The organism is Clostridium sp., from assembly GCF_050717635.1.
Lineage (GTDB): Bacteria > Bacillota > Clostridia > Clostridiales > Clostridiaceae > Clostridium_AD.
Genome location: NZ_JBOITO010000031.1, coordinates 1 through 26,036, shown reverse-complemented (window position 1 = coordinate 26,036; position 26,036 = coordinate 1). Strand labels below are relative to the sequence as shown.

The following is a 26,036-nucleotide window of genomic DNA, read 5'->3' as shown; positions in this document are numbered from 1 at the left end:
GATTTGTTTTCAAAGGAAGTATATAATGGGAAAAAATATAAAAAAAAGATATCCGAGTTATTTTAAAGAATTTAAGTGTATAGCTGGGAAGTGTGAAGATAGCTGTTGTATTGGATGGGATATAGATATTGATAAGATAACCTTTAGGCAGTATTATAAAGTTAAAGATAAAGAAATGAAAAGAATGTTCCAAAAAAATGTTCATAATAATGATAATTATTTAAATAGTGAAGTTGATTACGGAAAAGTAAAATTAACAAAGGAAAAAAGGTGTCCTTTTTTAGATGAAGAGAATTATTGTGTTATTTATTCTAAGCTTGGAGAAGAATATCTTTCAAATGTTTGTACATCCTTTCCTAGAATAATCAATATAGTAGATGGAGTTTATGAAATGTCACTTGATGTAGCTTGTCCGGAAGCAGCAAGAATTATTTTACTAAAAGAAGGTGGAATAGAGTTCGAAGAGGGAACTGAAACATTAGAAAAACATATAGTATCAAGCGATATTGATACTAAATCTAAAAAATTTAATAATTCGCTTGTAAAGTATTTTAGTGAAATTAGAGATATGAGTATCAAAATAATTAAAAATAGAAAATTTGATTTAAGTCAAAGATTTTATATATTAGGTGAGTTTTTAAGTGCATTAGAAAAAAAATCTAAACAAAATTATAATAATGTACCTAAATTTATTAAAGAATATAATATAGATTCAGTTAGTGATTCTTACGGAAAAAATCAATCAAGTTACATTATTCAGATGGATTTTTTTAAGAAGATGTTGGGATTCTTAAATGTGTCTAAAGAAGTAGATAGTCTTTCTTTTAAGGAATATACTAATCAAATTATAGTTGCTTTTAAGCTTGAGGAAGAAGATGAAATAAGTGTACATTCAGAATTGTACAAAAAAGCATTTGAAGATTATACTGCAAAATTTATAAATAATAATTATATTTTTGAAAATTATTTAGTGAATTTTATTTATAACAATATGTTTCCATTTTCTGAAACAGAATCAATTTTTGATGGATATATTATGCTTTTAACAAGATATTCATTTATTAAATTTTATTTGGTTGGAAAATATTTATATAATAATGAGGATTCTAAAGAAAATGTAGTTAAATTTATACAGGTTTTTTCAAAAATTATAGGGCATCATAAAACTTATACAGTTGATGTACTAAATTATATTAAAGAAAATAAGTTAGATAATATGCAATTTGCTAAAATACTTTTACCAAAATTGTAAAGGTATTATTTTAAGGAGGCTTAATTTTTATGAAAGGTTTTGTTGATAAGGATACATGTATTGGATGTGGATTGTGTGCTGCGGTATGTCCAGAAATTTTTGAGATGAATGATGATGGATTGGCAGAAGCATCGGAAAATGAAATTGAAGATAAACTAATGGAAAGCGCTAAAGATGCCGAAGAGCAGTGTCCTGTAAGTGCTATAACAATTCAGTAATCATCAGTATGTAACTATGGTGATTGCAATTACACTATTTATAAATGGTGTAACTTTTAAAAACTGTCTATCAAGGTGATTAAAACATCTTGATGGGCAGTTTTATATTTATCCTATTGTAATTTCACCTATAGCATTTGGAATAAGTTATATATGACTAGAAACAAAAACAAACATGCCACTTGCCACGTGGGTGGCACCAACTTTTCTTTAACGATATGAAATTATTTTAATGTAATATATTACTATATTTATAAAATTATGGTATTATACATTTAAGGTAAATAAATATCGGGAAGGGAGTAAGTTAATGGCTAAACAAAAAAAGAAAAAACTAAAGGCTAAATATCTAATAAGAAGGATAATGTGTGTTTTAGTATTAATAGTTTTATTAATGGTAACAAGTTCTTTTATGAATAGAGAAAACAAAAATCAAGCAAATAAAATTTTAAATCAACTAGTGTTAAGCAAAACCGAAAATGGAAGTATTGACTTTGAAGAAAATGAATTCTATAAAAAGTATACAATCAATTGTACTGAAGCTATACCTAATTTCAAACCTAAAGAAGATATGAGGAAATTCCAAATTATATTAGATAAGTCTAAGATATCAAACATAGCTATTAAAAATGGAACCAAAGTTAATTTAAGTGAAATTAACTTTAAAGAAGATAAAAATTTATTTATACTTAATTTTGTTAAGTTAACTGAAGATGAAAACTATGTACATTTAGATTATGGAAATGATAAAAAGATATTGATTTTTATAAAGAAGAAACAAAGTTCTTTTAAATATAAGGTTGTAGTAGACCCCGGACACGGGGGGGTTGACGTTGGTGCAAAATACGGAGAATTGTTCGAGAAGGATCTAAATTTAAAAATTTCTAAATACATGGTGGATAATTTGAGATATAACGGTTGCAGAGTCATATTTACAAGAAATAGTGATATTGAATTGGACAAGCTTGAAATAAAAGATTTAAATAAGAGAGCAAACTTGGCAAATGATGAAAATGCAGATATATTTGTTTCTGTTCATATAAATTCTAATACAGCTAAAGAGTATAATGGTGTTTCTACTTATTACTATGATGATGTTAATTATAAGCAAAAGGATAAGGGTAAACTTGCAGGTACTATTCAAAAGGAATTATTAAAAAGTGGTACATGGAATGATATGGGGATACATGGAGGCGATTTAGCAGTTTTAAGACTTACAAAAATGCCTAGTGTACTTGTGGAATGTGGTTTCATCACTAATTCTATAGATAGGGACAAGCTTTCTAGCCAGGAGGCCTTAATAAATTTTGGTCTAAATATTTCGAATGGAATGATAAAACATTTAGAGGAAGTCGATGAATAGCAGAAATATAAATTCTTAATATGTCGACTTGTATAAATGTATATGTTAATATTTACTTAGAAGTGAACATAATTTAATAGTTTTAAATATAAATATGAAAGAGGTAACTTATGATTAATGAAAAGAATGTTAAAACACTAGGAACACATAGTGGTAAATTCCATGCAGACGATGTTATGGCTACAGCTATACTTAGACTACTATTAGGAGATATAAAGGTAACAAGAACAAGAGATGAGAATATACTTAGTGGTCTAGATTTTGTTTATGACATAGGCCTTGGAGAATTTGACCATCACCAATTAAATAAAGAAATAAGAGAAAATAATGTTCCATATGCTGCTTGTGGTTTAGTTTGGAGAGAGTTTGGGCTGCGTGTAATACAAAAGTTTAATTCTGAGTTTGATGAAGATGATATAATTTCAATATTTGATTATGTTGATAAAAATATATTGCAGGGAATTGACGCTACAGATAATGGCATAGATATAAAGTCGGAAATCCGAGTAGCGACAATAAGCGATATTATCCAAAGTTTTAATCCGGCGTGGGATTCTACCTCATCCAAAGATGAGGCATTTGAAGAAGCAGTTGGATATGCTACTGAAATTATAAAAAGAATAATAAGTAGGCAAGTTTCTGTTATAAAAGCACGGGTAATAGTAAATGAAGCTTTTCAAAATAGAGACATTAAAGAAATAGTGGTTTTGAAAAATGGTTGTCCTTGGCTCCAACAGTTACTTAAAATAGATGTAAATATCGAAGTATTATTCGTTATTTCACCAGATGATAATAATGTAGAGTACAAGATTCAGACTGTTAAAAAAACCCCAGATACTTTTGAAGCAAGAAAAGATTTATTGGAATCCATTAGAGGAAAGTCAAGTGAAGAAATAAATTCTATAATTAAAATAGATGACGCTATATTTTGTCACAAAGCAGGGTTTATAGCATCAGCTAAGAGCGTGGAAAGTGCTTTAAAAATAGCAGAATTATCAATTTAAAACTTATAAAGAATATTTTAAGTAGCTTTGAGAAATACTCAGAGCTACTTTTTTAGTTCGAAAATTTAATTTATTGGACTTGGTGTTTAAATTACGTTTATAGTGCAATGTATAGTTTGCATTATAGTTAACATATGTTACAATAATAAGGTAAGGAGGGATTCGTTTGAAGAATAAGGCGATGAAAATGGCCCGAGTAGAATGTGATCTATCCCAAGAACAATTGGCTGAAGCTATAGGGGTTACAAGGCAAACAATTGGCATGATTGAATCTGGAAAATACAATCCAACTTTAAAATTATGTATAGCTATTTGTAAAACTATGAACAAAACATTAAACGATTTATTTTGGGAGGAATGAAAATGAAAGCAAATCTTTTTAAACAATTATTAGCAGCAAATCATATGGAAGGTGATGAACGGCAGGCAAAGGAAATGAACCGCGTTTTATCATTGGCGTTCAATTTATTATGCTCTGCGCTCATTGTTTACGTTATTATTATAGAGACAATAGGGGGCAGGTTTGGATTTATTATGCCATTTGCATTGTCTCAACAAATAATGTTTATTATTGGAATTAGTTGTTTTATTTGTTCTATTTCACTGTGTAAGAAAGGGCTAATTGTAGCTTCAGGAAGCTTTACTATTTTATTTTCTGCAATGATATTTCCTTCTTTCCTTTTGTCAGAGATACCTTTGGTGGTATTTAAAAGCTATGTAGCTTATATAGCAATACCTAGTATATTAATAGTTCCATTATTTATATTTTTATCATACTTATTTTTTAACTCAATTTATAAAAAGTCGCTTTGTTATGTGGAGTAGATATTATAGAATTATCAACTGCTACTTGTGAATATTAAAAGAAAAGCATGGGTTCAATTCCTTAAGTTAAAGGATTAAATCCATGCTTTTCAAATGGATTTTTTTTGTTTTTTATATGATGCTCTAGCTTTAATTAATAAAAAAATATATATAATCATTGCTAAAGGTAGTATAAATAAACAACCTCTCATTATTGCAAATGGTGTTTCAAATAAAAAACCTACCCAGAATGTTATACCAGTGCTTTCCCATAATCCTGGTGTGAAGTATAGTGATTTAGGAGGATTGTGGAGGAATAATTTAACATTAGGATTACCACCAAATATTAATGATGAAGATAGCATAAAAAAACATACTGCAGTTGTCATTCGCATAGTAGATAATCTTTTGTATTTTCCTGCTTTCGATATTGAATCAGAGAAGATATCTTCTTCAGTGTTTTCACTATTGTTTTTGAAGTATTGCGCTTCTGAACATCTACTACCTACTAGATGTTTCCATCCACTATCTGAAAACATACTACAATAATCAATAAAATCTTCCTTTTTCTTAAAAGTACGATAGTCAATTCTGATTTTAGTATTTTCTTGTTTTATAGAATGAAATTTATATCCAAAACTTACATTTTCTAATTCATATCCCTTTTGAAGCATCTCACTTAACCATTTTTCTTCTTTATTACAATCAATAAAAAATTTAAATTTTCTCATCATAACCTCCTAAAATTTTAATTGAGTCTCAGTTATTTCAATCATTTGACGCATTCTTTCAAGATCTAAGAGTAAAACTTCTTTTCCTTTTTTAGTAATAACATAAACTTTTCTTCTCTTATCTTCACTTTTCACAGATTGTATCAATTTTTGTTTAAGCAAATTTTCAATAGCACCATAAAGTGTTCCAGCAGCTATATTTACTTGCTGATTACTTAATTCTTCAACTTTTTGCATAATAAGATAGCCATGAGCAGGTTCTAATAATGCTAAAAGAACATAATAGGTGGTTTCTGTTACTGGTAAATTGTTATCTCTATTCATATTTTCCTCCGACTAATTACATTTTTTATTATACAGTTTGACTATATAGTATAAGTATATACAGTTAAACTGTATATGTCAATAGTAAGAAAGTAAATATAGAACTTTAAAACTAAATATAAACAAATGTTTATATTTAGTTTATAAAAAGTATAGAAATGTAATTTAAAATAGAAGTACTAGTAACAAAAATTTAAAATCTTTTGGAGGTTAAAATGCTTAAAATATTTTTTGTAATGGTGTTTATAGTAACAATAACTGCATTAGTTTTTTGGGGCATAGGTATAAAATATATTAAAAATGATAAATATAATAAAAAAGGTATTAAATATATACTTGGAGGTACGAGTGTTACAGGAATATGTATCATTTTAAGTGCTATACTTTTTATACCAATTTTCTTTCCCGTATAAAAAGATCACCTTCTTTGTAATAATTTTTTCTATTTGATATAAAATGTATTTGAAAGAGGTATAATAAATATCAATAGATGATTATATTAGGAGATGATATTATTGAAGGCCAGTGAATTTTTAGAATATAAAAACTGGGTTGTGGTTGGGGATGTACTAAACCGTTTAAAATACGCCCATAAAATATTAAGTTCTTTAAAAGAAAATGATTTTAATGCAGTGGGTTTAAACCCATCCGTTGATAGTGGAGAAGCTTATAAAAGTCTAAAAGATATACCATACAAGATAGAAGTTTTAGATTTATGCATTCATCCAAGTAAAGGTATTAAAATTATTCAGGAAGCTCATGAACTAAAAATAGATAAAATATTTATTCAACCAGGAGCAGATAGCCCTGAAATACTTAACTTTTGTAGGGATAATGGAATTGAGGCAATAGAGGGATGTGTGTTAGTAGAATTAAGAAAAAGATAAGATTTAATTTTATCTAAAAATATAGTAATAGTAAAGAGAAAACTCTGAGGGATGCCTTAGAGTTTTCTCTTTATCAAATTTCCAAAAAAATACATTATCATTGTGTCTTAAAGAAAGATGTGCTAAAATTTAGGTAACTAAACTGTATAGAAAAAATAATAAAATTAGCGTTGAATATAAAGGAAAGATAACTGCGAAATTTTCAAATAAGTTAATAAAGATACATGGAGACTAGTACATTATGTAAAGAATTTGGGAAGGAGTACTTTTATTGAATAAAAATGTAAATGAAGAGCTTTCAAGTATGTTTGTAATTTTTGGTGGAACTGGTGATCTTACAAAAAGAAAACTTATTCCAGCTATTTTTAGCTTAATGTATGAGAAAAGATTACCTGAAAATTTTACTATTTTAGCTATAGGAAGACGTGAAAAAACAAACGAGGAATATAGGCAAGAAATGTATGAATATGTGAAGAGTTTCTCTAGATTCCCTTTGAATGTTGAGTTATGGCTTAAATTCAGTAAGAGGATTTTTTATAAGAAATTTGATTTCACTTCAGATAATGATGGGTATAAGGAGTTAGATTCATGTTTAGAAACAATGGAGACTAAATATTTAACAGGAGGTAAAAGATTATATTATTTAGCCGTTGCACCAGAATTTTTTGAAGAAATAATAAGAAATTTAAAAAATAATGGGATGGTTTGTAAAAATAATGGTTGGCAAAGGATAATGATAGAAAAACCCTTTGGATCAAATCTGGAAACAGCTAGAAATTTAAATCAGAATATATCTAAGCTTATACCTGAAAAGGATATATTTAGAATAGATCACTATCTAGGAAAAGAAATGATTCAAAATATATTAGCAATTAGATTTGGTAATTCATTATTTGAACCACTATGGAATGCAAATTATATTGACAATATTCAAATAACGTCAAGCGAACTTTTAGGGGTGGAGAACAGAGGTGCATATTATGAAAAGTCTGGTATCCTAAAAGATATGCTTCAAAATCATATATTACAAATATTAACTATGATTGCTATGGAACCGCCAGTTGATTTTGAATCTGAATCTATAAGGGATGAAAAAGTTAAGGTGTTACGTTCATTAAGACATTTTACTACTGAATCTTTTAAAAAAAATATTGTTCGAGGTCAATATGGTAAAGGTGTGGTTAATGGCAAGCAAGTGTTAGGATATAGAGATGAAGACAAAGTATCAGAAGGGTCGAATACAGATACTTTTATAGCTTTAAAGACTTGTATTGATAATTTCCGTTTTGGAGGAGTACCTATATATATAAGAGCAGGAAAAAGAATGAATACTAAAAGCACTGAGATAGTTATTCAGTTTAAAAAACTTCCTGGAATTAATTATTACAGTGAATTTAATGGTATTTCTCATAATCTTTTAGTTATAAAAATTCAACCAGATGAGGGTTTTTTCTTCCAGATAAATGCTAAAAAACCTGGTAGTGATTTTAAAATGGAAAAGGTTCAATTAGATTATTGTCAAAGCTGTAGGAATTTAAATGATTCACCTGAGGCTTATGAGAGGCTAATCCTTGAAGCAATTAGAAATAACTCATCACTATTTACTAGATGGGACGAAATCGAATATTCTTGGAAATTCATTAAAAGCATTGAAAATGAATTTGAGAAGAGCACACCTGATTATCCTAATTATTCAGCGGGGACGAAGGGACCCCTTGGTGCAATAGATTTAATAGAGAAAGATGGTAGGCAGTGGTGGAATACTTCCGCTGATTAAGGAGGGCAACATGATTATTTATGATATATCGATGACTATTGAAAAAAGTATGGGAGTGTACAAGAATATAGAGGAAAAAAGGCCAGTAATTAAATTTGATAGAAAAATTCCAAAGGATAGCATTAATGAATCTAGTATGTGTATGAATCTGCATACTGGGACTCATATCGATGCCCCATATCATGTAGATGATATGGGGGCTACTATAGAAGCTATTGATTTAACTAAACTTTTTACAAAGTGTAGAGTGCTAGATTTAACAAAGGTAAAGAATAGGATAACAAAAAAAGAACTTATGGATAAAAATATTGAACAAGGTGAATTCTTATTGCTTAAAACTATAAATTCTTTTACTGAAGAATTTGACCCAAGCTTTGTCTATGTTGAAAAAAGTGGTGCTGAGTATTTAGCTCAAAAGGAAATAGTTGGCGTGGCAATAGATTCTTATGGAATAGAAAGAGGTCAGCCAGAACATGAAACTCATAAAATTCTTTTTAATAAGGGAATAATTATTATAGAAGGGGTTAGACTAAAAGAAATTGGAGAAGGTGAATATTTCATGTGTGCACTACCACTTAAAATTAAAGGGGTAGATGGTGCGCCTGCTAGGATAGTTTTAATTAAAGACTTAATATAAGTGCAAAAATTATGGAATTAAATTATGATTTTATTTTTCGTTTTTGTAAATTTAAATATATAATAGTTATCTTAAAGAATGTAAAGAATTGCAATGATTAAGAAAATAGAGTATTATCAACCTATTGAGGTGTTCAAAATTAAATATGGTAATAATCTTTACTAATGTAAAAAAAAGTGTGAAAAGGTTGGTGTCTAAATGCCGGAATTAAGCGACATTACTGTGACAAAATCATCAAGTATAGAGCGTAAAGTATATACAAAGTCTTCGCTCATAGCTATAAGTCACGGTCTTGAAGATATGATTATTGAGTTTAAACTAAAGTCAGAGCTTTTTGTAACGTTTCAAGAATTTCAATTTTTTATGGCGGAATTCGAAAGATATAAAATTCTTGATTCACTATGCGAAAAAGTTTATATATTTGCTCGAAATATAAATAGAGATACTATAAAAATTTTTAAAAATACAATATTTATTGAACTTGATGAAGGAGACCCATTGGTGAACGATTGGGATATTATTATTAATCATTCTGAACATCCCGTTGTTTTTTTAACTAAGGAGATGTTTAATTCTGAATTTGTGAAAGAAGATCAATTTAGAAAATTCAGTGGTTTTTTAAGTTTCTCAGCGGATATATTGGTAGAAACATTAGCTGTAATGAAGAAAAAATTAAGTAGATATGGTATTAATTATAATCTGTTAAATATTGATTATAAAAATAATGAACAAGATATAATGACTAGAAAAATGAGCTTTTTCCTTAATCGTACACTTAGCGATATGGAAAATAAAAGTTCACAATTGATAGACAAGAATACCTTGCTTGAAAATGCACTTAGTGAAAATAAAGAACTTACAAACGAAATTATAAAGCGGTTATGTTATTCAGCTGAATACAAAGACGAAGATTCAGCATTACATATGATTCGAGTGAGCTCTTATTCATCAATTTTATATGGAATGATAGAGACATCGAAGGAAAAAATTAAGTTGATTAATTATGCAGCACTGATGCATGATATAGGTAAAATAGGTATTGCAGATTCAATTTTATTAAAACCGGGAAAGTTAACACCAGAAGAGTTTAATATAATGAAAACCCATACAATAAATGGTGCAAGGATTCTTGGTAATTCCAAGCGAGATGTTATTAGAATGGGTTATGAAATTGCACTGAATCACCATGAAAAATGGGATGGTAGCGGGTACCCAAAAGGACTTTTGGGCAAAGATATACCATTGACTGCAAGAGTTGTAGCTATTGCAGATGTTTTCGATGCATTATCTACAAAAAGGGTCTATAAGAGTGCTTATCCAATTGAAACTTGTTTAGAGATGTTAAGGCAACAAAGGAATAAGCATTTTGATGGTGAATTATTAGACATGTTTTTAAATAACATTGATAAAATACTGAAGTATAAAGAAAGTATTGAATTAAAGTTTAATGGACCAACAAATGAAGATGTTTTTACCGAGTTTTTTAGTGAATCCATGAATTTTAGTATTTAATGAAGTTAACAATTAATATGAAAATGTTATAATTTATAATTTAAGGAGTGAATGTAGTGAACGTAAGAGAAAGAATTGAAGAGCTAAGAAATCAGATGAGAGAAAGAGGTATTGATGCATACATAGTACCTAGTTCAGATCCACATCAAAGTGAATATGTAGCTGAGCATTATACTGCTAGAGCTTTTATAACAGGATTTACAGGTTCAGCTGGTACTGCCATTATAACTTTAAAGGACGCTAATTTATGGACAGACGGAAGATATTTCATACAGGCAGAAACTGAACTTAAAGATACTGGCGTGACTCTATTTAGAATGGGAAATAGTGGAGTCCCAACTGTTGAGGCGTTTTTGAAAGAATCTCTTCAGAAGGGAGCGAAAGTTGGTTTTGATGGAAAGGTTATTTCAGAAGAGTATTTTAGAGGGTTAAAGAAAGTCGTAGAAAGTTGTGAATTTACCTTTGAGGTTAATGAAGATTTAATAGATAAAGTTTGGAAGGGTAGACCAGAAAAACCTAGCAGCCAGGTGATTTTGCATGATGTAAAGTATGCAGGAGAGTCAAGAGAAAAAAAACTTGCTAAAGTAGCTGGCGAAATGAAGAGTATGGGAGCAGACTGCTATGTTATATCAGGTCTTGATGATATAGCGTGGCTATTAAACATTAGAGCAAGAGATGTTAAATGCAATCCATTAACAATAGCTTACTCAGTAATTTTTCAGGAAAAATGTTGTTTGTTTATCGATGATCTTAAAATTAGTTCAGAGGTTAGAACTGAACTTGAAAAGGCTAATGTAGAAATATTGCCTTATGACAGTATAGGAAAATTCTTGGAAAATATTAAAGTGGGAACAATACTACTTGATGCAGAAAAAACCAGCACTTTCATATACAGTTCAATAAATATTAAAATTGTAGAAGCTATGAATATAACTACAAGACTAAAAGCTTCAAAAAATGATATTCAAGTCGAAAATATTAGAAATGTAATGGTACGTGACGGTGTGGCTATGGTTAAATTTATTTGTTGGCTAAAGAAAACTGTTAAAACACGTAATATTACTGAAATAGAAGCAGCAGACAAAATTGAGGGTTTAAGAAGAGAAGGGGATAACTTCTACGATTTAAGCTTTGGATCAATTTCAGCTTACGGTGCAAATGCTTCTATGCCTCATTATTCACCTACAGAAAAGAATCAAGCTACTATAGTGCAACAGGGGCTTTATTTATTAGATTCTGGTGCGCAATACTTAGATGGAACAACAGATATTACAAGAACACTAGCGGTTGGAACTTTAACTGACGAAGAAAGAACAGATTTTACACTAGTATTAAGAGGTATGATTGATTTAACAATGCAAAGATTTTTACATGGGACTACAGGTTCGAACTTAGATATTATAGCTAGAATACCGCTTTGGAATGCTGGCATGGATTATAAACATGGAACAGGACATGGAGTAGGTTTCTTTCTTAATGTTCATGAGGGGCCACATAGGATATCAATGGTGCCCAATACTATTGTGCTTGAAAAAGGAATGGTAGTATCAAATGAACCAGGAGTTTATAAAGCAGGAAAGCATGGTATTAGAATAGAAAACTTAGTTGTTGTGAGTGAAGAAGAAAAGACTGAGTATGGTGGACAATTTATGAAATTTGAAACTTTAACACTTTGTCCTATAGACGTGCAAGCTATGGATGTATCTTTACTTACACCTCAGGAAAAAGCATGGCTAAATAATTATCATAAAACTGTATTTGAGAAACTTTCTACCTACTTAAAGGGAGAAGAACTAGAGTATTTAAAAAGTGCAACAGTAGAAATATAAATGGATTATTAACAATTAAAAAGTAATAGAGCACCTAATTAGGTGCTCTATTACTTTTTTTATTGGCCTTATTTAACTTTCAGTACAAACACATGAGGAGTAAGTCTTCCACTTTCAATTTTAATCTCTTGTAGTAGTTCAAGCTCTTCGTTGTCCAATAGAACTTCCCTAAATAATTGTTTTTCTATTGTATAAACAAATGCCATTCCACCTGGTTTTACAAGACTAGGAATCTTATTTACAAATTCAGTATAAAGGTCTGCGTACTTGTTATGGGTGGTGGACTTATTGTCAAAAGGCATATTTGTTATAATCTCATCAAAAAGCTCTGCAGTAGAGTACTCTAATATATCTTCATCTAATAGTTCTATGGTTAAATTAGCTGATTTAGAATTAATTTCTGCAGCAGATATAGCCGTTCTAAATATATCAACTCCTGTTAAACTTTCAAACTCTTGTAATTTAGCTCGTTCTATAAGCATTGTCCCAGTGCCACAAAAGGGGTCTATAACTCTAGCATCGGGGGTTAGCCATTTTTCTATGGACTTCACTACAATAGCTGCAGTTACAGGATTTATTGATGTTGCTATGTCGTTTTTCCTATATGCAAATCTATTATCTTTATAAGAATATAGCTTAACGTATACACTACAATGATCATTATTTTCAATTATTCTAATTTCAACTTCATAGGAAGAAGGACTATTTTTTAAGTTCCCAGAAGATTTTTCATCCAGTTCTCTTGATAAGTTCTTTATAAACTCTGACCTATCTCTGTTATAATTCATAGTTCTAAATTCAACTCTGTACCAAAAAGGAGAATTAGAATCTTCATCATGACATTCCTTTAGAAAATCCACGATGTTTGCATTTATTATTTCATCAGCTATTATCTTATAATCCATCTCTAAGTCTTTGCACGCTTCTAGTGGGTATAAAAGCTCATAAAAAGTCCTACAGTTGAAGACCTTATCTAAATCTTTTTCGTGAATAATTATGCCATCATCTACAAGCCTACCTTCAATGGAGTTTTCGTCAAGCTCTCTTAAAGTGTGCTGGTACTGATAATTCATAACAGTAAGTAGCATAGGTACAGGGTTTTCAAGGCCTGTGAATTTATGGAGCACGGTAGGAGATAATTTATCTATGGCTCTTGTAAACGCAAGTTTCTCCTCGTTAATATGCTTATTAGTGGTTACGAGGGTGCTATCTTCATTGCAAGCTTTTTCATTGGCTAATACATTTTCATACATGTTATTTAATTTCTCTGCGTCCACATAGCTACCACAATTTCCTATTGCAAGTACATAGGAATACCTTACAAAGAGCTTATCTTCAGAATCATAAGCACTATATAGTGCTTCTAAATAATCAGGGTCTCCTAGTTCTCCAATAACACCACATACATTCTTTCTTACTTTTGGATCTGAATGTATAAGAAGAGCGCTGAGTTTATCTTTAGAGTTTCCAATAGTTCTTCTTAACATTCCTTTGGGTTTTTCCTTTTTTAAAATATCTCTTAAAACGGAAAGGATTGCCCTTGGCTCTTCCTGAGTTATAACTTTTGACCATAACGATGGAATTGAATTATTATAATCTAAGGAAAGTTTATTTACTATTGCAGATCTTTGCTTATCATCTGAAGTTTTTAGACTCTCTAAGAGAGCTTCTACTGTATCATTTATTTCTATCATTTGTTTCCCTCCTGTAGTTCGCTGGGGCACAAAACAGTTATTAATTGTTTTGACTCGTAAATTTTAGTTTAATAACTATAAGTATAACCTATATTTCAAGGTAATTGGGGCTTATTAGTGTTTTATCTGTTTTTATTATATTTTAGAAACATAAGCCCTAAATTTTTGAAGAAAGGCATACCTTTTGAATAATAATCATAATTACCATTGTTAGATACACATATAGTTGCTGTCAGCATAAATTCTTTGCCATTATGCTTATCAACTATATATGAATTATCTGTAAGTTGACCATAAGCAATTCCTATCTTATTATATATTTCTATACCGGAGGGGACGTTAGAATTGCCCCCACAAACTAAATATTTATAAGCTATATTACCTGTACCCTTCATATATTTTTTTAGAAAATTTGTATCGTCTACAGTTAAATTGAACTGTCTATCTTTATTCATAGAGCTATTAAAAAATACAGTTTTAACCGTGTTTTGAAGGTCTTCTATAGACATATAATTTTTATATGTAAAATTATTACAAGAATAACTAGCTTCACCTTTGTCCATAGAAGTATTTGTAAGACCCTTGTTGTTATAGGAGCTGCCACTATATATTAATGGCTGGGTGTATATAATTTTATCACCAGAATAGAAATTTATAGGGTTTGTATATTTATTATTTTCATAACTATTATTTCCAGATAACCTATGAATAATTTTGGAATTTTTATACCCTTTTAATGATAATATATCATTATAATACTTTTGTCCTAAAAATTCGTACAGTCTGCTAAATGAATCATTGTCACTATATAAGAGAATTTTTTGTATATAGCTTGAAATAGATTCTCCATTTCTAGGGGTTTGACCATTTCTTGATACACCGATATTCATAGTAGTGTATTTTGATAATTCGTTAATTTTTAAGTTGTTTATTTTATCTAATGACAATATACAAGCAGATAGTTTTACGCTACTTGCAGGATAAAAGTATTTTTTAGCATCTACATTATATTTATAAGATGTAAATATTGGAATATTTTCTTCATCTCTATCAATTTCCGTATAAAGAATCTGTAAATTATACTTGTTAGGATTACTTATAATATCAAAGTTGAACATGCTTTTATTTTCCAAGAAAAGATCCTTTATAAGTGCCTCTTCTTCTACTTCCGCATAAGCAAAATTGGAAAAGTTTAATAAAACCAATAATACAATAATTAAACTAGAAATAAACTTTTTCATTAGTTCAACTCCTTTTAATAAGAAATATTCACTTACTTTATATTATGTGGAATAATTAATATTTTAGTAAAAATAATTAATATAAAGTTTTAACAAGCTGAAAATTTTTTTGTTGAAAATTAATTATAACAATGGTACTCTTGTAAAAAAGAATATATTAACAAAATGGAGGATTTTAAAATGAATGAAACACTAAAAAATATAAGAAACAGAAGAAGCACAAGGGCGTTTTTACCAGAACAACTTATGGATAAAGATATGCAAAAGATAGTAGAGGCAGGAATTTATGCACCAAGTGCTACAAATAAGCAACCATGGCATTTTACAGTAATACAAAACAAGGACATGATAGATAGATTAAGTGTGGCTTTTAAAGGAATTGCCAGGAAATCTGATAATGAATATATTAGAAGATTTGCGGATAATGAAAAATTTCATGTCTTTTATAATGCTCCAACAGTAGTATTAGTATCGGGAGACAAAAAAAATGATCTCGCCTTAGTTGATTGCGCAGCAGCAGTAGAAAACATGCTTATAGCAGCTGAATCTTTGGAAATTGGATCTTGCTGGGTTGGACTTATTGCTTATCTATTAAATAGCGAAGAGGGAGCAAGATTTGTTAAGGAACTTGGTATACCAGAAGGATTCAAACAAATTCATGCAACATGCCTTGGCTATAAGAAAATCAATATAACAAATACACCAACAAGAAAAGAAAACACGGTGAATTATATTAAATAATATTATAGTCACATAAGGGGGCATTTATGATGTACGATAAGGTTATAGAGTCAGTTGATTACATAAAAAGTAAAGTGAAAAATAAGCCAGTAGTTGCAGTGATTTTAGGATCGGGATTAGGGGATTTAGCTAGTGTTGTGGATAATAGTGTGTTCATTGAGTATAAGGATATTCCTAATTTTCCGAAGACTACGGTTTCAGGTCACGTGGGACGATTAGTTTTTGGTCAAATCAAAGGCGTAGAAGTAGTATTAATGCAGGGAAGGTTCCATTATTACGAAGGATATTCAATGAAACAGGTAACATACCCTATATATGTTATGCAACAGTTAGGTATTAAAAAACTTATTGTAACAAATGCTTGTGGCGGAATAAATACAAGCTTCAGTCCAGGTACATTAATGATTATTAATGATTTTATTAATCTTATAAGTGATAATCCGCTAATTGGAGTTAATGATGAGAGATTTGGAGTGAGATTCCCAGATATGTCGGAGCCTTATAAAATAGAACTTATAGGTATTGCGAAAGCTATTGCAGATGACATTGGTGTGGAGTATAAAGAAGGTGTTTACGCTGGTTTTATGGGGCCATACTACGAAACTGCTGCAGAAATTAGAGCTATTGGAAGACAGGGAGCAGATGCAGTAGGCATGTCAACAGTGCCTGAAACAATAGCAGCAAACTATTTAGGAATAGATGTTCTTGGAATTGCATGTATAACAAATATGGCTACAGGAATACAAAAAGTTAAGCACTCTCACGAAAGAGTAGTAGAAGTTGCAAAAAAATCATCTGTAAATTTGTCTAAATGGGTAGTAAAAATTATTGAAGGTATGGGTTAGCCTATATGTTTACTTTTAAGTTAGTAAGTGCGCCGCCAACTATTGGAAATTTCTATAGGTATTTACAAATACGTAAAAGTAGTATATACTAAAGAAGTTCCACAACGTGCTTCATTAGCTCAGTTGGCTAGAGTACCTGACTCTTAATCAGGGTGCCCAGGGTTCGAATCCCTGATGTAGCACCATAAAAAAACATCAAGATCTTATGATCTTGATGTTTTTTTATAGACTAATGTAATAAAAATCCAGTGGAATAATTTAATATTCCACTGGATTTTTTACGTTACTTACCATATGCCACTTGCCATGTGGTTACCCAATGTAATTGGGGGTGGCACCTAATTGGGGCTAACCAATATAATTTTGTATCGCAAGAAAAGCTTTAATATCTATTTTTTCATTAGAGTTTATAAGTGAAGCAGCCTCTTGCCTTGATAGTAGCATAACTTCAATATCTTCATCATCTTCTAAATATTCTTTTGAAATTTTGCCGTTACAAGTGCAATAAACTAAGGCTACGGATTCGTCTGTCATGCCTGTTGAAACATATACTTTAGATTTGGTCTTATTGTAATCAATTTTAATTAAATCAAGTCCTGTTTCTTCCTTAAGTTCACGTTTGGCAGTAGTTTCAACATCTTCACCAGAATCTATAAGTCCAGCAGGAATTTCATAAACATAATCATTAAGAGGAATTCTAAATTGCTTTATAACAACTATTTTATCTTCATCTATATGAGTTGCTACTACTATAACAGCGTCTATAGTTCCTTCTGCACCATTAAAGTAATTATTTTTCAATGTATTTAAATCTTTTCTAGAAGCTATTGACCAATTTCTAATTCTACCTTTTTTATTGGTATACTCTGCATTATAAAGTTTTAAATACTCTGTATCTGCTAGTAATGTAATATTATTTACTGACATTTTTTCTCCAATCATATTCTATTTTATAATTATACTATTTACTCAAAATCTTCTGGTTTTAAATTATTAACATACTCTAAAACTACATCTAGTGATTTAGAAGAGTACATTGCGTCTGTTCCGCCTTTATGATAATAAACAGAAAAACGATCATTTTTAAAATAGAAGATATGATAACTTCGGCTACCAACCTGTCTATGCCCTAAAAGAGTTTCTTCATCTAAAATAAGTTCGTTTAATATTTTATTTCCTGCATTTACATCGGGTATAACAGCCAAACTTAAATAACGAGGTTCAAAAACAAATGCTTTCATTGTATTCATTATAATTCCCCTTTCGTACAATATTTATATCCTATATAATAACACTTCGAAAGGGAAAAAACAAATAATGAAGATAATATTAATTAGCTAAGAAATAAAAAATCACTATAATTCCTAGAATAATTCGATACCATCCGAATACAGTGAAATCATGCTTCTTTATGTAATCCATTAAAAATTTGATTGCCAATATAGACACTACAAAAGCAACAGACATACCTACAAATAAAATAATAACCTCTGCTTTTGTAAAAACCAAACCGAATTTAACAAGTTTTAGAAGACTTGCTCCGAACATAATAGGTATAGCTAGGAAAAATGTGAATTCTGCTGCAACAGTTCTAGATGTTCCTATTAGTATTGCACCAATTATAGTAGTTCCTGAACGAGATGTGCCAGGAATTAATGCTAGTATTTGAAAGATACCTATAATAATTGCAGCTTTATAGGTGATTTGCGTTAGTTCATTAATCTTAGGTTTAAAATTTTTGTGTTTAGCCTCAATAACAATAAACAAAATACCATAGAGAATCAGTGTAACTGCAACAGTTTGATAGTTATAGAACATTGCCTCAAGGGTATCATCATATAAAAAACCAATAATTCCTGCTGGAACACAGGCTACAACAATTTTAAGCCAAAGCGAAATAGTATCGTCTTTTATAGTTAACTTATCATTAACGAATAAAAATGGATTTAGTTTTTTAAAATATAAAACTACAACTGCCATGATTGCGCCAAGCTGTATAACTACTAAAAACATTTCTTTGAATGCTGCACTTGTATTGAGTTGTAAAAGCTCATCAACTAAAATCATATGGCCTGTACTACTGATGGGTATCCACTCGGTTAAACCTTCAACAATACCAAGAATAATTGCCTTGATTATTTCAATAAATTGCATATGTTAATCACTCCCATTAATAGCATATTTTTAAAACTAAATATTTATGTAAAAACAATTCCTTTATAGTATACAACATATTATTATTAATTCTACAACTTTACAATTATTTAATGATATAAAAAGTAAAAAAGAAATATATTTGACTTTTACTTGGAAATATTTTTAATAATAGTTAAAGTCTTTATGTTTTGGGTTTAAAAATTCATGGGAAAGTAGAATAAAATTTGTTATACTACATATGAATTTTAAAATTAGAAAGAAATAAAAAAAGAGAAATAAACATGCTGATTTGGGAGGGTGAGAAAATGTTTTACTTTGTGAAGGACATAGAAGACGATGTGATGAATGTAAATTGCTTAAAGCAAGTTCCATTTTTGGAAGAAGCCATATATAATATGTCATTAGAAAAGATAACTAAAGAATATGAAAATATAAAAAAATGGTTTATGTTTAATAAAATGGCTAACAATTTTCAGATTAAAGGGGTAGCAGGAGAAGAGTTGGACTTTTTTATTATAGATGATATTCCTTATGAGGATTTAGATTATACTCATGATATTTTACATAATAGAATTAAACAAAAAATGGGACCTGAATTTGAAAATTACAACTACAACTTAAGATTAAGATTGAGTAGGACATGCTCTAAAATTTTATTTGATACTAAGATAAAACATATAATGGGTAGCACCAATTATATTGGTGCTACCCATATGTCAGGTGGCAAGCAGATTGACATAAAAAATAACTAGTAATGTACTAGTTATTTTTTTTTGTTCAGAAGGTTTAGGGTAGTTTAATTTAGTCTAATGTCTCAGACGAGGCAGTTTTTTTATTTAAAACATCATTTATGCCAGATACTTTATTCTCATCAGTAAGTACTATTAAATAATCGCCGGAGAAAATAACAGTATCTCCTTTTGGAAGTATTTCTTGTTCTCCTCGCTTAACTGCGACTAGTAGACAGCTCTGTGGCCACTTAACTTCTTTGACTAGTTTACCATCTAATTCACAGCCCATGCAAACAGAAAATTCTAATAGATGCTTATGTTTCTTATTACCAAAAGATAGTTTTTCACCTGCATTGTGTAAAAATCTTTCTAGCAATGATTCATAAATAGGCTTTGATGCTAAAATATCTGCAACTATATATGCAACTATTGATACAATTGCAAGTGAAAGCAAATGAGTAAAGTTACCTGTCATTTCAGTAATTAGAATAGTTCCAGTTATAGGTGCTCTAACTACAGCTGTGAAATATCCTGCCATTGCAAGTATTATAAAGTTATTGATATACATGCTATCAAAATTTAAAATATTTACAAGTGCTACCCCGTAAAGATTTCCTATTAATGCTCCAATAGCAAGTAGTGGAAGAAAGATTCCTCCTGGCGCACCTGATCCATAGCTTGCCATAGTAAATAAAAATTTAACTAGAAGTAGGATAACTAAAATAGTTAGTGGAAAATTCGTAGAAATTAATGAGGTTATAAGATCATGTCCTCCACCTAAAACCTGAGGTAGTGCTATCCCAAGTACAACTGAAATTAGTAAGGGTATAACTATTCTCATTTCTTTTGGAAGCCACTTTTGACCCGAATATAAGTCCTGAGTCTTTAAAAGAAGTTTATTAAAGATTACTCCTAAAACCCCTATAATAATCCCAAGTAAAATTATGTAAAGATAATATTTAAGGGGTAATATGGCTAGATTATCAAAAGTGAAAACTGGTTTTAAGCCAAAGAAACTACTAGCTACCAATACTGCTGATAATGATGCAGATAGAGCTGAGAGTAAAACTAAGGGCGAAAAATTCTTATGAACCTCTTCTAAGGCAAACATAACTGCGGCCAGAGGAGCATTAAAGGCAGCGGCAAGTCCGGCAGAAGCTCCACTTGTGATAAGATACTTTTCTTCTATTTTCACTCTTTTAAATATCTTGCTAAAGCCTTGACCAACTGCTGAACCTAATTGAACAGATGGACCTTCGCGTCCAAGAGAAAGACCTGAACCTATTGAAAGAACTCCGCCCATAAATTTACCAAGTATAACTCTCCACCATGACATATCAATTTCTCTAAGTAAAACCCCTTCTACCTGGGGAATTCCACTTCCACTGATCATGGGTTGATGTTTAACCATAAGTCCTACGATGTATCCAATAATTATTAAAGCCAAAATCCATGGAAGTACAAGTATAGGCTTTATAGATATAGTTTTATAAACTTCAGTTATAAGAATGCTTGCCCTTGAGAGAATAAAACGATATAGTACAATTAATAAGCCGGTAATAATACCAACACCAATTCCCTCTAAAATAAGTTTTAATCTAAAGCTGTGCCAGTGAAATAATGTATTATAGGTATTATGTTTGTTTTTTACTGCCATTTTTTATGCCTCCATTAGAATAAATAAATATTATTATGTGTCACTATATATATAATAACATACACAAGCAGATATATGTGTTATAACTAAAACCAAAGAATGGTTTAATTAATGAAAAAGACTCTTATTAATACAGTAATAGCACTGATTATAAATATATTATTTACACATTTAAATGTTGATATGTGGTGATTTAAATGGTAAAATATAAAAATAATACTAGAATTATTTTATTCTTAAAACATACGATAATAAATTTATAGAACAAAAATTTATATAAAACGGGTGATAATTATGGCTTTATCTGCAAATATGATTAATAGTACACTGTTAAAGCAATATACAGCTGAAATAAAAAAAAATAATGCCACCTCTGATATAGGCACAGTGAATCTTCAGAATGAAAAAGAAATGCAAGAAGCTGCGTTTCAAACAATACTTATGCAGATGACGGATAGCTCAGGCAATTCAATGATGGCAGAGCTTATGTCGGAGGCATTATCAAAGCAGGGATCTTTTAGTTTAGACGATTCACTGGGGGCTATAAGTAATTTTAATTCAAACATGCGAGGTGCATCCCGTGAAATATTTAATGATTACACACAGGGAGATAATAAAGTGGATGGGTTAGGGCTTACAGCTGCTAAATATGAATCCAATGCTAATCCAGGAACTATAAGCAATACACCAGGAGATTATGGTGGCAAATCTTATGGAGCATGGCAATTTTCATCTAAAACAGGATCTTTAGATTCTTTTATAAACTCACTTAAAGGAAATAATAATGAGTTATATAAAAAATTATCAGGAGCAAAAGCTAAAGATGGTAACAGATTTGGTGTAAATTTTGACGCGCAGTGGACAGGCATTGCCACATCTAATAAAAAAAATTTTTTAAAGCTTCAGCATGATTGTATAAAACAAGATTATTATGATAGTGCAGCGCAAAATTTGAAATTGAAATATGGGTTTGATATAAATCAAAAGAGTGATGCTTTAAAAGAAAGCTTCTTCTCCACAGTAGTTCAACATGGTGTAGGTGGAACTTCATCCCTGTTCTCGAAAATTAATTTAAATAACAGTGATGGTAATATCATAAATGATTTATATAAGGAACGTCAAAAGGTTAATATTTATTTTAAAAGTAGTTCAGCGCAAGTAAAACAAAGTGTATATAATAGGTTTACAAAAGAAAAACAAGATATGCTAAGCATGTTAAATAGTCAGATTATTTAACGACATTTCAAAGGTTCAGTAGAATAATTATTCTACTGGACTTTTTTTGTTTTATGGATTTAATTAAAAAAAATGATTAATGAATGGAATATTAAAAATAAAACATACTAAATATAACACGAAAATAAATGTGTTAAAAAAAATATATTTGATCGGGGGAATAAGATGAAGAAATTTACTAAAATTACGTCTATTATACTAGCGATGGGATTATTTATTAATAGTTTAACAGGAGTTGCAAAAGGCACTCAGTTTCAAAGGTGGAATGCTTCTGCTGCCATAAGTGGTGTAAAAGAAATTAAAACAGGGGAAAATATTTCTGGTTTTAAGCTGGAATCTAAAAAATGGATACAGGATATACAATGTACTGCAATGATATTTAAACATGTTAAAAGCGGAGCTAAACTTATCTATTTACAGAATGAGGATGAAAATAAAGTTTTCTCTATAAGTTTCCGTACGCCGGTAAGTGATAATACTGGAGTGAATCATATTATTGAACATTCAGTACTTTGTGGTTCAGAGAAATATCCGGTTAAAGATCCATTTTTAATTATGACTAAGCAATCATTGAATACCTTTATAAATGCATTTACAGGTCCGGATTTTACAATGTACCCAGTAGCCAGTAAAAATGAAAAAGATTTTCGGAATCTAATGAGTGTGTATTTGGATGCAGTGTTTTACCCTAATTTATCTAAAGATCCTAGAATACTTCAGCAAGAAGGTTGGCATTATGAAGTTAATAGGGAAACAGGTGAATTAAATTATAATGGAATAGTATACAATGAAATGAAAGGAAATTATTCTTCACCTCAAATGATACTAAGAAACACTATTAATAAGTCACTTTTTAAAGACAATTCCTATGCTTTTGAATCTGGTGGTAATCCAGAAAATATACCTGACTTAACCTACTCCAAAATTATACAAACATATAAAAAGTATTATGTTCCGTCAAATAGTTCTATCTATTTATATGGAAAATTAGATATTGAAAATACTTTGAAATTTATGGATGAAAATTATTTGTCTAAGTTTAAAAAAACCAGTGTGGATAGTGTAATTAAATTAGAAAATTCACCTGAAGCAAAGTCTGAAAAAACAGCATTTTACCCAGTAGCTAAAGATGCAACTACAGCGAATATGACTTATCTATCATCTAATTATTTGATAAATAATGGATCGGATGTAGAGAGCGTTTTAGCTTTCCAAATTTTAGAATCAATCCTTTTAAATACTAAAGCGTCACCTCTAAGGAAAGCTTTAGGGGATAGCCATATTGGAGCTAATTCTTTTGCAAATTTTAATTCCTCAATGGCACAGCCGACCTTTAGCATTGTTATCACTAATACAAATGAGTCGGAAAAAGATAATTTCAAAAAAATTGTTGAGAATGCATTAAAGAAAATAGTAAGTGAAGGTTTTGACGAGGAACTAGTAAATTCTGTATTTAACGCTATTGAGTTTAGTTTGCGGACCGAACATTCAGATGCCAATAGAGGTATGAACTATATGTCCGCTGCTTTGAATTCCTGGAATTACGACATGAGCCCTACAGAATATCTAGAGGTAACTCCTGCACTTAACAAAATAAAATCTAAACTATTTAGTGGATATTTTGAAAAGTTAATACAAAAATATTTATTGGATAACAATCATAATTCATTAGTTGTATTAAAACCATCTAGTGGCTTAAATGAAGTCAAAGAAGAAATAACAAAAGTTAAACTCGCATCCTTTAAATCATCTATATCAGAGATTGAACTAGATAAAATTATAAAAAACACAGAAAACTTAAAAAAATGGCAGGATAATGTAGATTCAAAAGTGAATTTATCCAAAATACCAACACTAACACGGGGAGATTTAAACATATTAGCTGAACAAATTCATACAATAGAAAAAAAAGAAGGTGATATAAAAGTACTAGATCATCCTATGTTTACTGATGGGATTACTTACTGCAATTTGTATTTTGACAGTTCAAAAGTGCCCCAAAAAGAACTATTATATTTGAAACTTTTGTCTAATATACTGGGGAATACTAACACTGAAAAATATGACCACATGCAGTTATCAAATAAAATAATGAAGGATACTGGAGGGATTAGTTTTACTTCAACAGCATTTAAAAAAAATACTGATAGTGATGAGTACCAACCTAAAATGAGTATTTCAGTTAAAACGCTTAATAATACCTTATCAAATGCCTTGGAGATATTAGATGAAATAATAAATCATAGTGTGTTTAATGATAAGAATCGTATTAAAGAATTAATTAAAATGTTAAGAATAAATTACGAATCTATGTTTACAAGTGGAGGGAATATTCTTGCTATGAAACGTGCGTTATCATATATATCAGACAGTGGTAAGTATAATGACTTGGATTATTTGACTTATTACGATTTCATTTGCAATTTAGATGATAACTTTGATACAGAATTTGATGAAATTGTAAAAAGCTTAAATCATGTTAAAGATATTGTTTTTAATAAAGAAAAATTGGTGGTAAGTTACACGGGGGATGAAAAATTTTATCCTGAATTTGCTTATAGCCTTAAGAGTTTGGAAGAAAAAATAAAGGATGAAAAATTTGCGAAACAGGAATATAAGTTTGATTTTACAACTAAGAATGAGGCTTTTGTCATTCCCTCACAAGTACAATATGTGGTGAAGGCTGGAAGTTTTAAACAAGCAGGGTATATCTATAATGGAAGCATGAAGGTTCTTGAAAATATTTTAAATAGTGATTATTTATGGCAAAAGCTTAGAATAAAAGGTGGTGCCTATGGTGGGGCTATGAGTTTTACAAGTGAAGAAGTCTTATTCTACTCTTACCGTGATCCTAATTTAAAAGAAACACTGAATACTTTCGATGAGGCTATAAATTTTTTAAAAAACTTTAAAGCCGATGATAGTGAAATGGTTAATTATATAATAGGGACTATAGGAAATATGGATTCGCTAACATCTCCACAATATAAAGGTGTGATAGGCGACAATATGTATTTTAAAGGCATAACGCAGGAGGATGTTCAAAGAGAGCGAGATGAGGTGCTAGCTACTACTTCAGAGGATATAAGAAACTATGCAGCACTAATTGAAAATGTGATAAAACAAAATTTTTATTGCGTTGTTGGTGGAGAAACTAAAGTAAATGAAAACAAGAAGCTATTTCATAGAATTATTGTTCCTATTAAGAATTCTAAACAGTAATAGTTAGAATATAAGCATAAAAAGCCAGTAGAATTTACTGGTTTTTATTTTTTGTGCGCCCGGCATGGGCGCAATCTAACGGGTGTAAGTCCCGAGTGCGGGTTGATAGTGCCAAGCACATAGCCGACACCAAGGGTGTCCTTAGCGATGAGGAATCTGAAGGAAGGTCTAGGC

General features: G+C 30.0%; 25 protein-coding genes and 1 tRNA gene. 18 read left to right on the top strand and 8 right to left on the bottom strand.

Going from position 1 to position 26,036, the window contains the following annotated elements; all coding sequences use genetic code 11:
- Positions 1-25 precede the first annotated feature (25 nt).
- The 6 genes from fliB (at position 26) to ACREWB_RS15680 (ending at position 4,662) form a co-directional block, all read left to right on the top strand.
- Positions 26-1,252: a flagellin lysine-N-methylase gene (fliB, locus tag ACREWB_RS15705; RefSeq protein WP_431548405.1), complete on the top strand. Its 1,227-nt coding sequence runs from the start codon at positions 26-28 to the stop codon at positions 1,250-1,252.
- 29 nt (positions 1,253-1,281) lie between these two features.
- Positions 1,282-1,470 carry a ferredoxin gene (locus ACREWB_RS15700; RefSeq protein ID WP_431548404.1) on the top strand — a complete coding sequence of 63 codons (189 nt, stop codon included), beginning with the start codon at positions 1,282-1,284 and terminating at the stop codon, positions 1,468-1,470.
- A gap of 310 nt (positions 1,471-1,780) precedes the next feature.
- On the top strand, positions 1,781-2,833 hold the full coding sequence (locus tag ACREWB_RS15695) for an N-acetylmuramoyl-L-alanine amidase family protein (protein WP_431548403.1): 1,053 nt from the start codon (positions 1,781-1,783) through the stop codon (positions 2,831-2,833).
- Between the two features lie 110 nt (positions 2,834-2,943).
- Positions 2,944-3,837: an MYG1 family protein gene (locus ACREWB_RS15690; protein ID WP_431548402.1), complete on the top strand. Its 894-nt coding sequence runs from the start codon at positions 2,944-2,946 to the stop codon at positions 3,835-3,837.
- Between the two features lie 166 nt (positions 3,838-4,003).
- Positions 4,004-4,198 (top strand): helix-turn-helix transcriptional regulator, encoded by a 195-nt coding sequence (locus tag ACREWB_RS15685; RefSeq protein WP_431548401.1) that lies wholly within the window; start codon positions 4,004-4,006, stop codon positions 4,196-4,198.
- Between the two features lie 2 nt (positions 4,199-4,200).
- Positions 4,201-4,662, top strand: coding sequence for a hypothetical protein (locus tag ACREWB_RS15680; RefSeq protein WP_431548400.1), 462 nt, complete (start codon positions 4,201-4,203; stop codon positions 4,660-4,662).
- An 89-nt stretch (positions 4,663-4,751) separates the two neighbouring features.
- Here ACREWB_RS15680 and ACREWB_RS15675 read toward each other — a convergent pair whose 3' ends face one another.
- Entirely contained in the window at positions 4,752-5,372 is a 621-nt protein-coding gene (locus ACREWB_RS15675; protein ID WP_431548399.1) for a DUF2812 domain-containing protein, read from the bottom strand.
- A gap of 9 nt (positions 5,373-5,381) precedes the next feature.
- A complete protein-coding gene (locus tag ACREWB_RS15670) occupies positions 5,382-5,696 on the bottom strand; it encodes a PadR family transcriptional regulator (protein WP_431548398.1) in 315 nt (104 codons plus the stop codon).
- Between the two features lie 215 nt (positions 5,697-5,911).
- On the opposite strand from ACREWB_RS15670, the gene ACREWB_RS15665 reads away from it, so the two are divergent.
- The 6 genes from ACREWB_RS15665 to ACREWB_RS15640 all read left to right on the top strand — a co-directional run bounded on the left by ACREWB_RS15665 (position 5,912) and on the right by ACREWB_RS15640 (position 12,338).
- Entirely contained in the window at positions 5,912-6,109 is a 198-nt protein-coding gene (locus ACREWB_RS15665) for a hypothetical protein (protein WP_431548397.1), read from the top strand.
- A gap of 102 nt (positions 6,110-6,211) precedes the next feature.
- Entirely contained in the window at positions 6,212-6,583 is a 372-nt protein-coding gene (locus ACREWB_RS15660; RefSeq protein ID WP_431548396.1) for a CoA-binding protein, read from the top strand.
- Positions 6,584-6,854: 271 nt separating this feature from the next.
- Positions 6,855-8,360: a glucose-6-phosphate dehydrogenase gene (gene zwf, locus ACREWB_RS15655; protein ID WP_431548395.1), complete on the top strand. Its 1,506-nt coding sequence runs from the start codon at positions 6,855-6,857 to the stop codon at positions 8,358-8,360.
- A 10-nt stretch (positions 8,361-8,370) separates the two neighbouring features.
- Positions 8,371-8,997 carry a cyclase family protein gene (locus ACREWB_RS15650; RefSeq protein WP_431548394.1) on the top strand — a complete coding sequence of 209 codons (627 nt, stop codon included), beginning with the start codon at positions 8,371-8,373 and terminating at the stop codon, positions 8,995-8,997.
- Between the two features lie 198 nt (positions 8,998-9,195).
- Entirely contained in the window at positions 9,196-10,509 is a 1,314-nt protein-coding gene (locus ACREWB_RS15645) for an HD domain-containing phosphohydrolase (protein WP_431548393.1), read from the top strand.
- A 56-nt stretch (positions 10,510-10,565) separates the two neighbouring features.
- Complete coding sequence (locus ACREWB_RS15640; RefSeq protein ID WP_431548392.1) at positions 10,566-12,338, top strand: aminopeptidase P family protein; 1,773 nt, start codon at positions 10,566-10,568, stop codon at positions 12,336-12,338.
- A gap of 68 nt (positions 12,339-12,406) precedes the next feature.
- On the opposite strand, the gene ACREWB_RS15635 is transcribed toward ACREWB_RS15640, so the two are convergent.
- Positions 12,407-14,032 carry a methyltransferase gene (locus tag ACREWB_RS15635; protein ID WP_431548391.1) on the bottom strand — a complete coding sequence of 542 codons (1,626 nt, stop codon included), beginning with the start codon at positions 14,030-14,032 and terminating at the stop codon, positions 12,407-12,409.
- 122 nt (positions 14,033-14,154) lie between these two features.
- The gene (locus tag ACREWB_RS15630) at positions 14,155-15,273 is read right to left on the bottom strand and encodes a serine hydrolase (RefSeq protein WP_431548390.1); all 1,119 of its coding nucleotides are present in this window, start codon (positions 15,271-15,273) and stop codon (positions 14,155-14,157) included.
- Positions 15,274-15,453: 180 nt separating this feature from the next.
- On the opposite strand from ACREWB_RS15630, the gene ACREWB_RS15625 reads away from it, so the two are divergent.
- The 3 genes from ACREWB_RS15625 to ACREWB_RS15615 all read left to right on the top strand — a co-directional run bounded on the left by ACREWB_RS15625 (position 15,454) and on the right by ACREWB_RS15615 (position 17,044).
- Positions 15,454-16,014 carry a nitroreductase family protein gene (locus ACREWB_RS15625; protein ID WP_431548389.1) on the top strand — a complete coding sequence of 187 codons (561 nt, stop codon included), beginning with the start codon at positions 15,454-15,456 and terminating at the stop codon, positions 16,012-16,014.
- A 29-nt stretch (positions 16,015-16,043) separates the two neighbouring features.
- Entirely contained in the window at positions 16,044-16,859 is an 816-nt protein-coding gene (locus ACREWB_RS15620) for a purine-nucleoside phosphorylase (RefSeq protein WP_431548489.1), read from the top strand.
- Between the two features lie 108 nt (positions 16,860-16,967).
- A tRNA-Lys gene (locus ACREWB_RS15615) sits at positions 16,968-17,044 on the top strand.
- Between the two features lie 163 nt (positions 17,045-17,207).
- Here the strand turns inward: ACREWB_RS15615 and ACREWB_RS15610 are convergent.
- The 3 genes from ACREWB_RS15610 to ACREWB_RS15600 all read right to left on the bottom strand — a co-directional run bounded on the left by ACREWB_RS15610 (position 17,208) and on the right by ACREWB_RS15600 (position 19,013).
- Positions 17,208-17,801, bottom strand: coding sequence for an NUDIX hydrolase (locus ACREWB_RS15610; RefSeq protein WP_431548388.1), 594 nt, complete (start codon positions 17,799-17,801; stop codon positions 17,208-17,210).
- 23 nt (positions 17,802-17,824) lie between these two features.
- Positions 17,825-18,109, bottom strand: a complete 285-nt coding sequence (locus ACREWB_RS15605; RefSeq protein WP_431548387.1) for a hypothetical protein — start codon at positions 18,107-18,109, stop codon at positions 17,825-17,827.
- Between the two features lie 79 nt (positions 18,110-18,188).
- The gene (locus ACREWB_RS15600) at positions 18,189-19,013 is read right to left on the bottom strand and encodes an undecaprenyl-diphosphate phosphatase (protein ID WP_431548386.1); all 825 of its coding nucleotides are present in this window, start codon (positions 19,011-19,013) and stop codon (positions 18,189-18,191) included.
- 308 nt (positions 19,014-19,321) lie between these two features.
- Between ACREWB_RS15600 and ACREWB_RS15595 the strand changes: the two genes are divergently transcribed.
- Positions 19,322-19,768, top strand: coding sequence for a hypothetical protein (locus tag ACREWB_RS15595; RefSeq protein WP_431548385.1), 447 nt, complete (start codon positions 19,322-19,324; stop codon positions 19,766-19,768).
- 49 nt (positions 19,769-19,817) lie between these two features.
- On the opposite strand, the gene ACREWB_RS15590 is transcribed toward ACREWB_RS15595, so the two are convergent.
- Positions 19,818-21,404 carry a ClC family H(+)/Cl(-) exchange transporter gene (locus tag ACREWB_RS15590; protein ID WP_431548384.1) on the bottom strand — a complete coding sequence of 529 codons (1,587 nt, stop codon included), beginning with the start codon at positions 21,402-21,404 and terminating at the stop codon, positions 19,818-19,820.
- Between the two features lie 294 nt (positions 21,405-21,698).
- Between ACREWB_RS15590 and ACREWB_RS15585 the strand changes: the two genes are divergently transcribed.
- A complete protein-coding gene (locus ACREWB_RS15585) occupies positions 21,699-22,640 on the top strand; it encodes a VgrG-related protein (RefSeq protein ID WP_431548383.1) in 942 nt (313 codons plus the stop codon).
- 165 nt (positions 22,641-22,805) lie between these two features.
- Positions 22,806-25,862 (top strand): insulinase family protein, encoded by a 3,057-nt coding sequence (locus tag ACREWB_RS15580; protein WP_431548382.1) that lies wholly within the window; start codon positions 22,806-22,808, stop codon positions 25,860-25,862.
- The last annotated feature ends 174 nt before the right edge of the window (positions 25,863-26,036 follow it).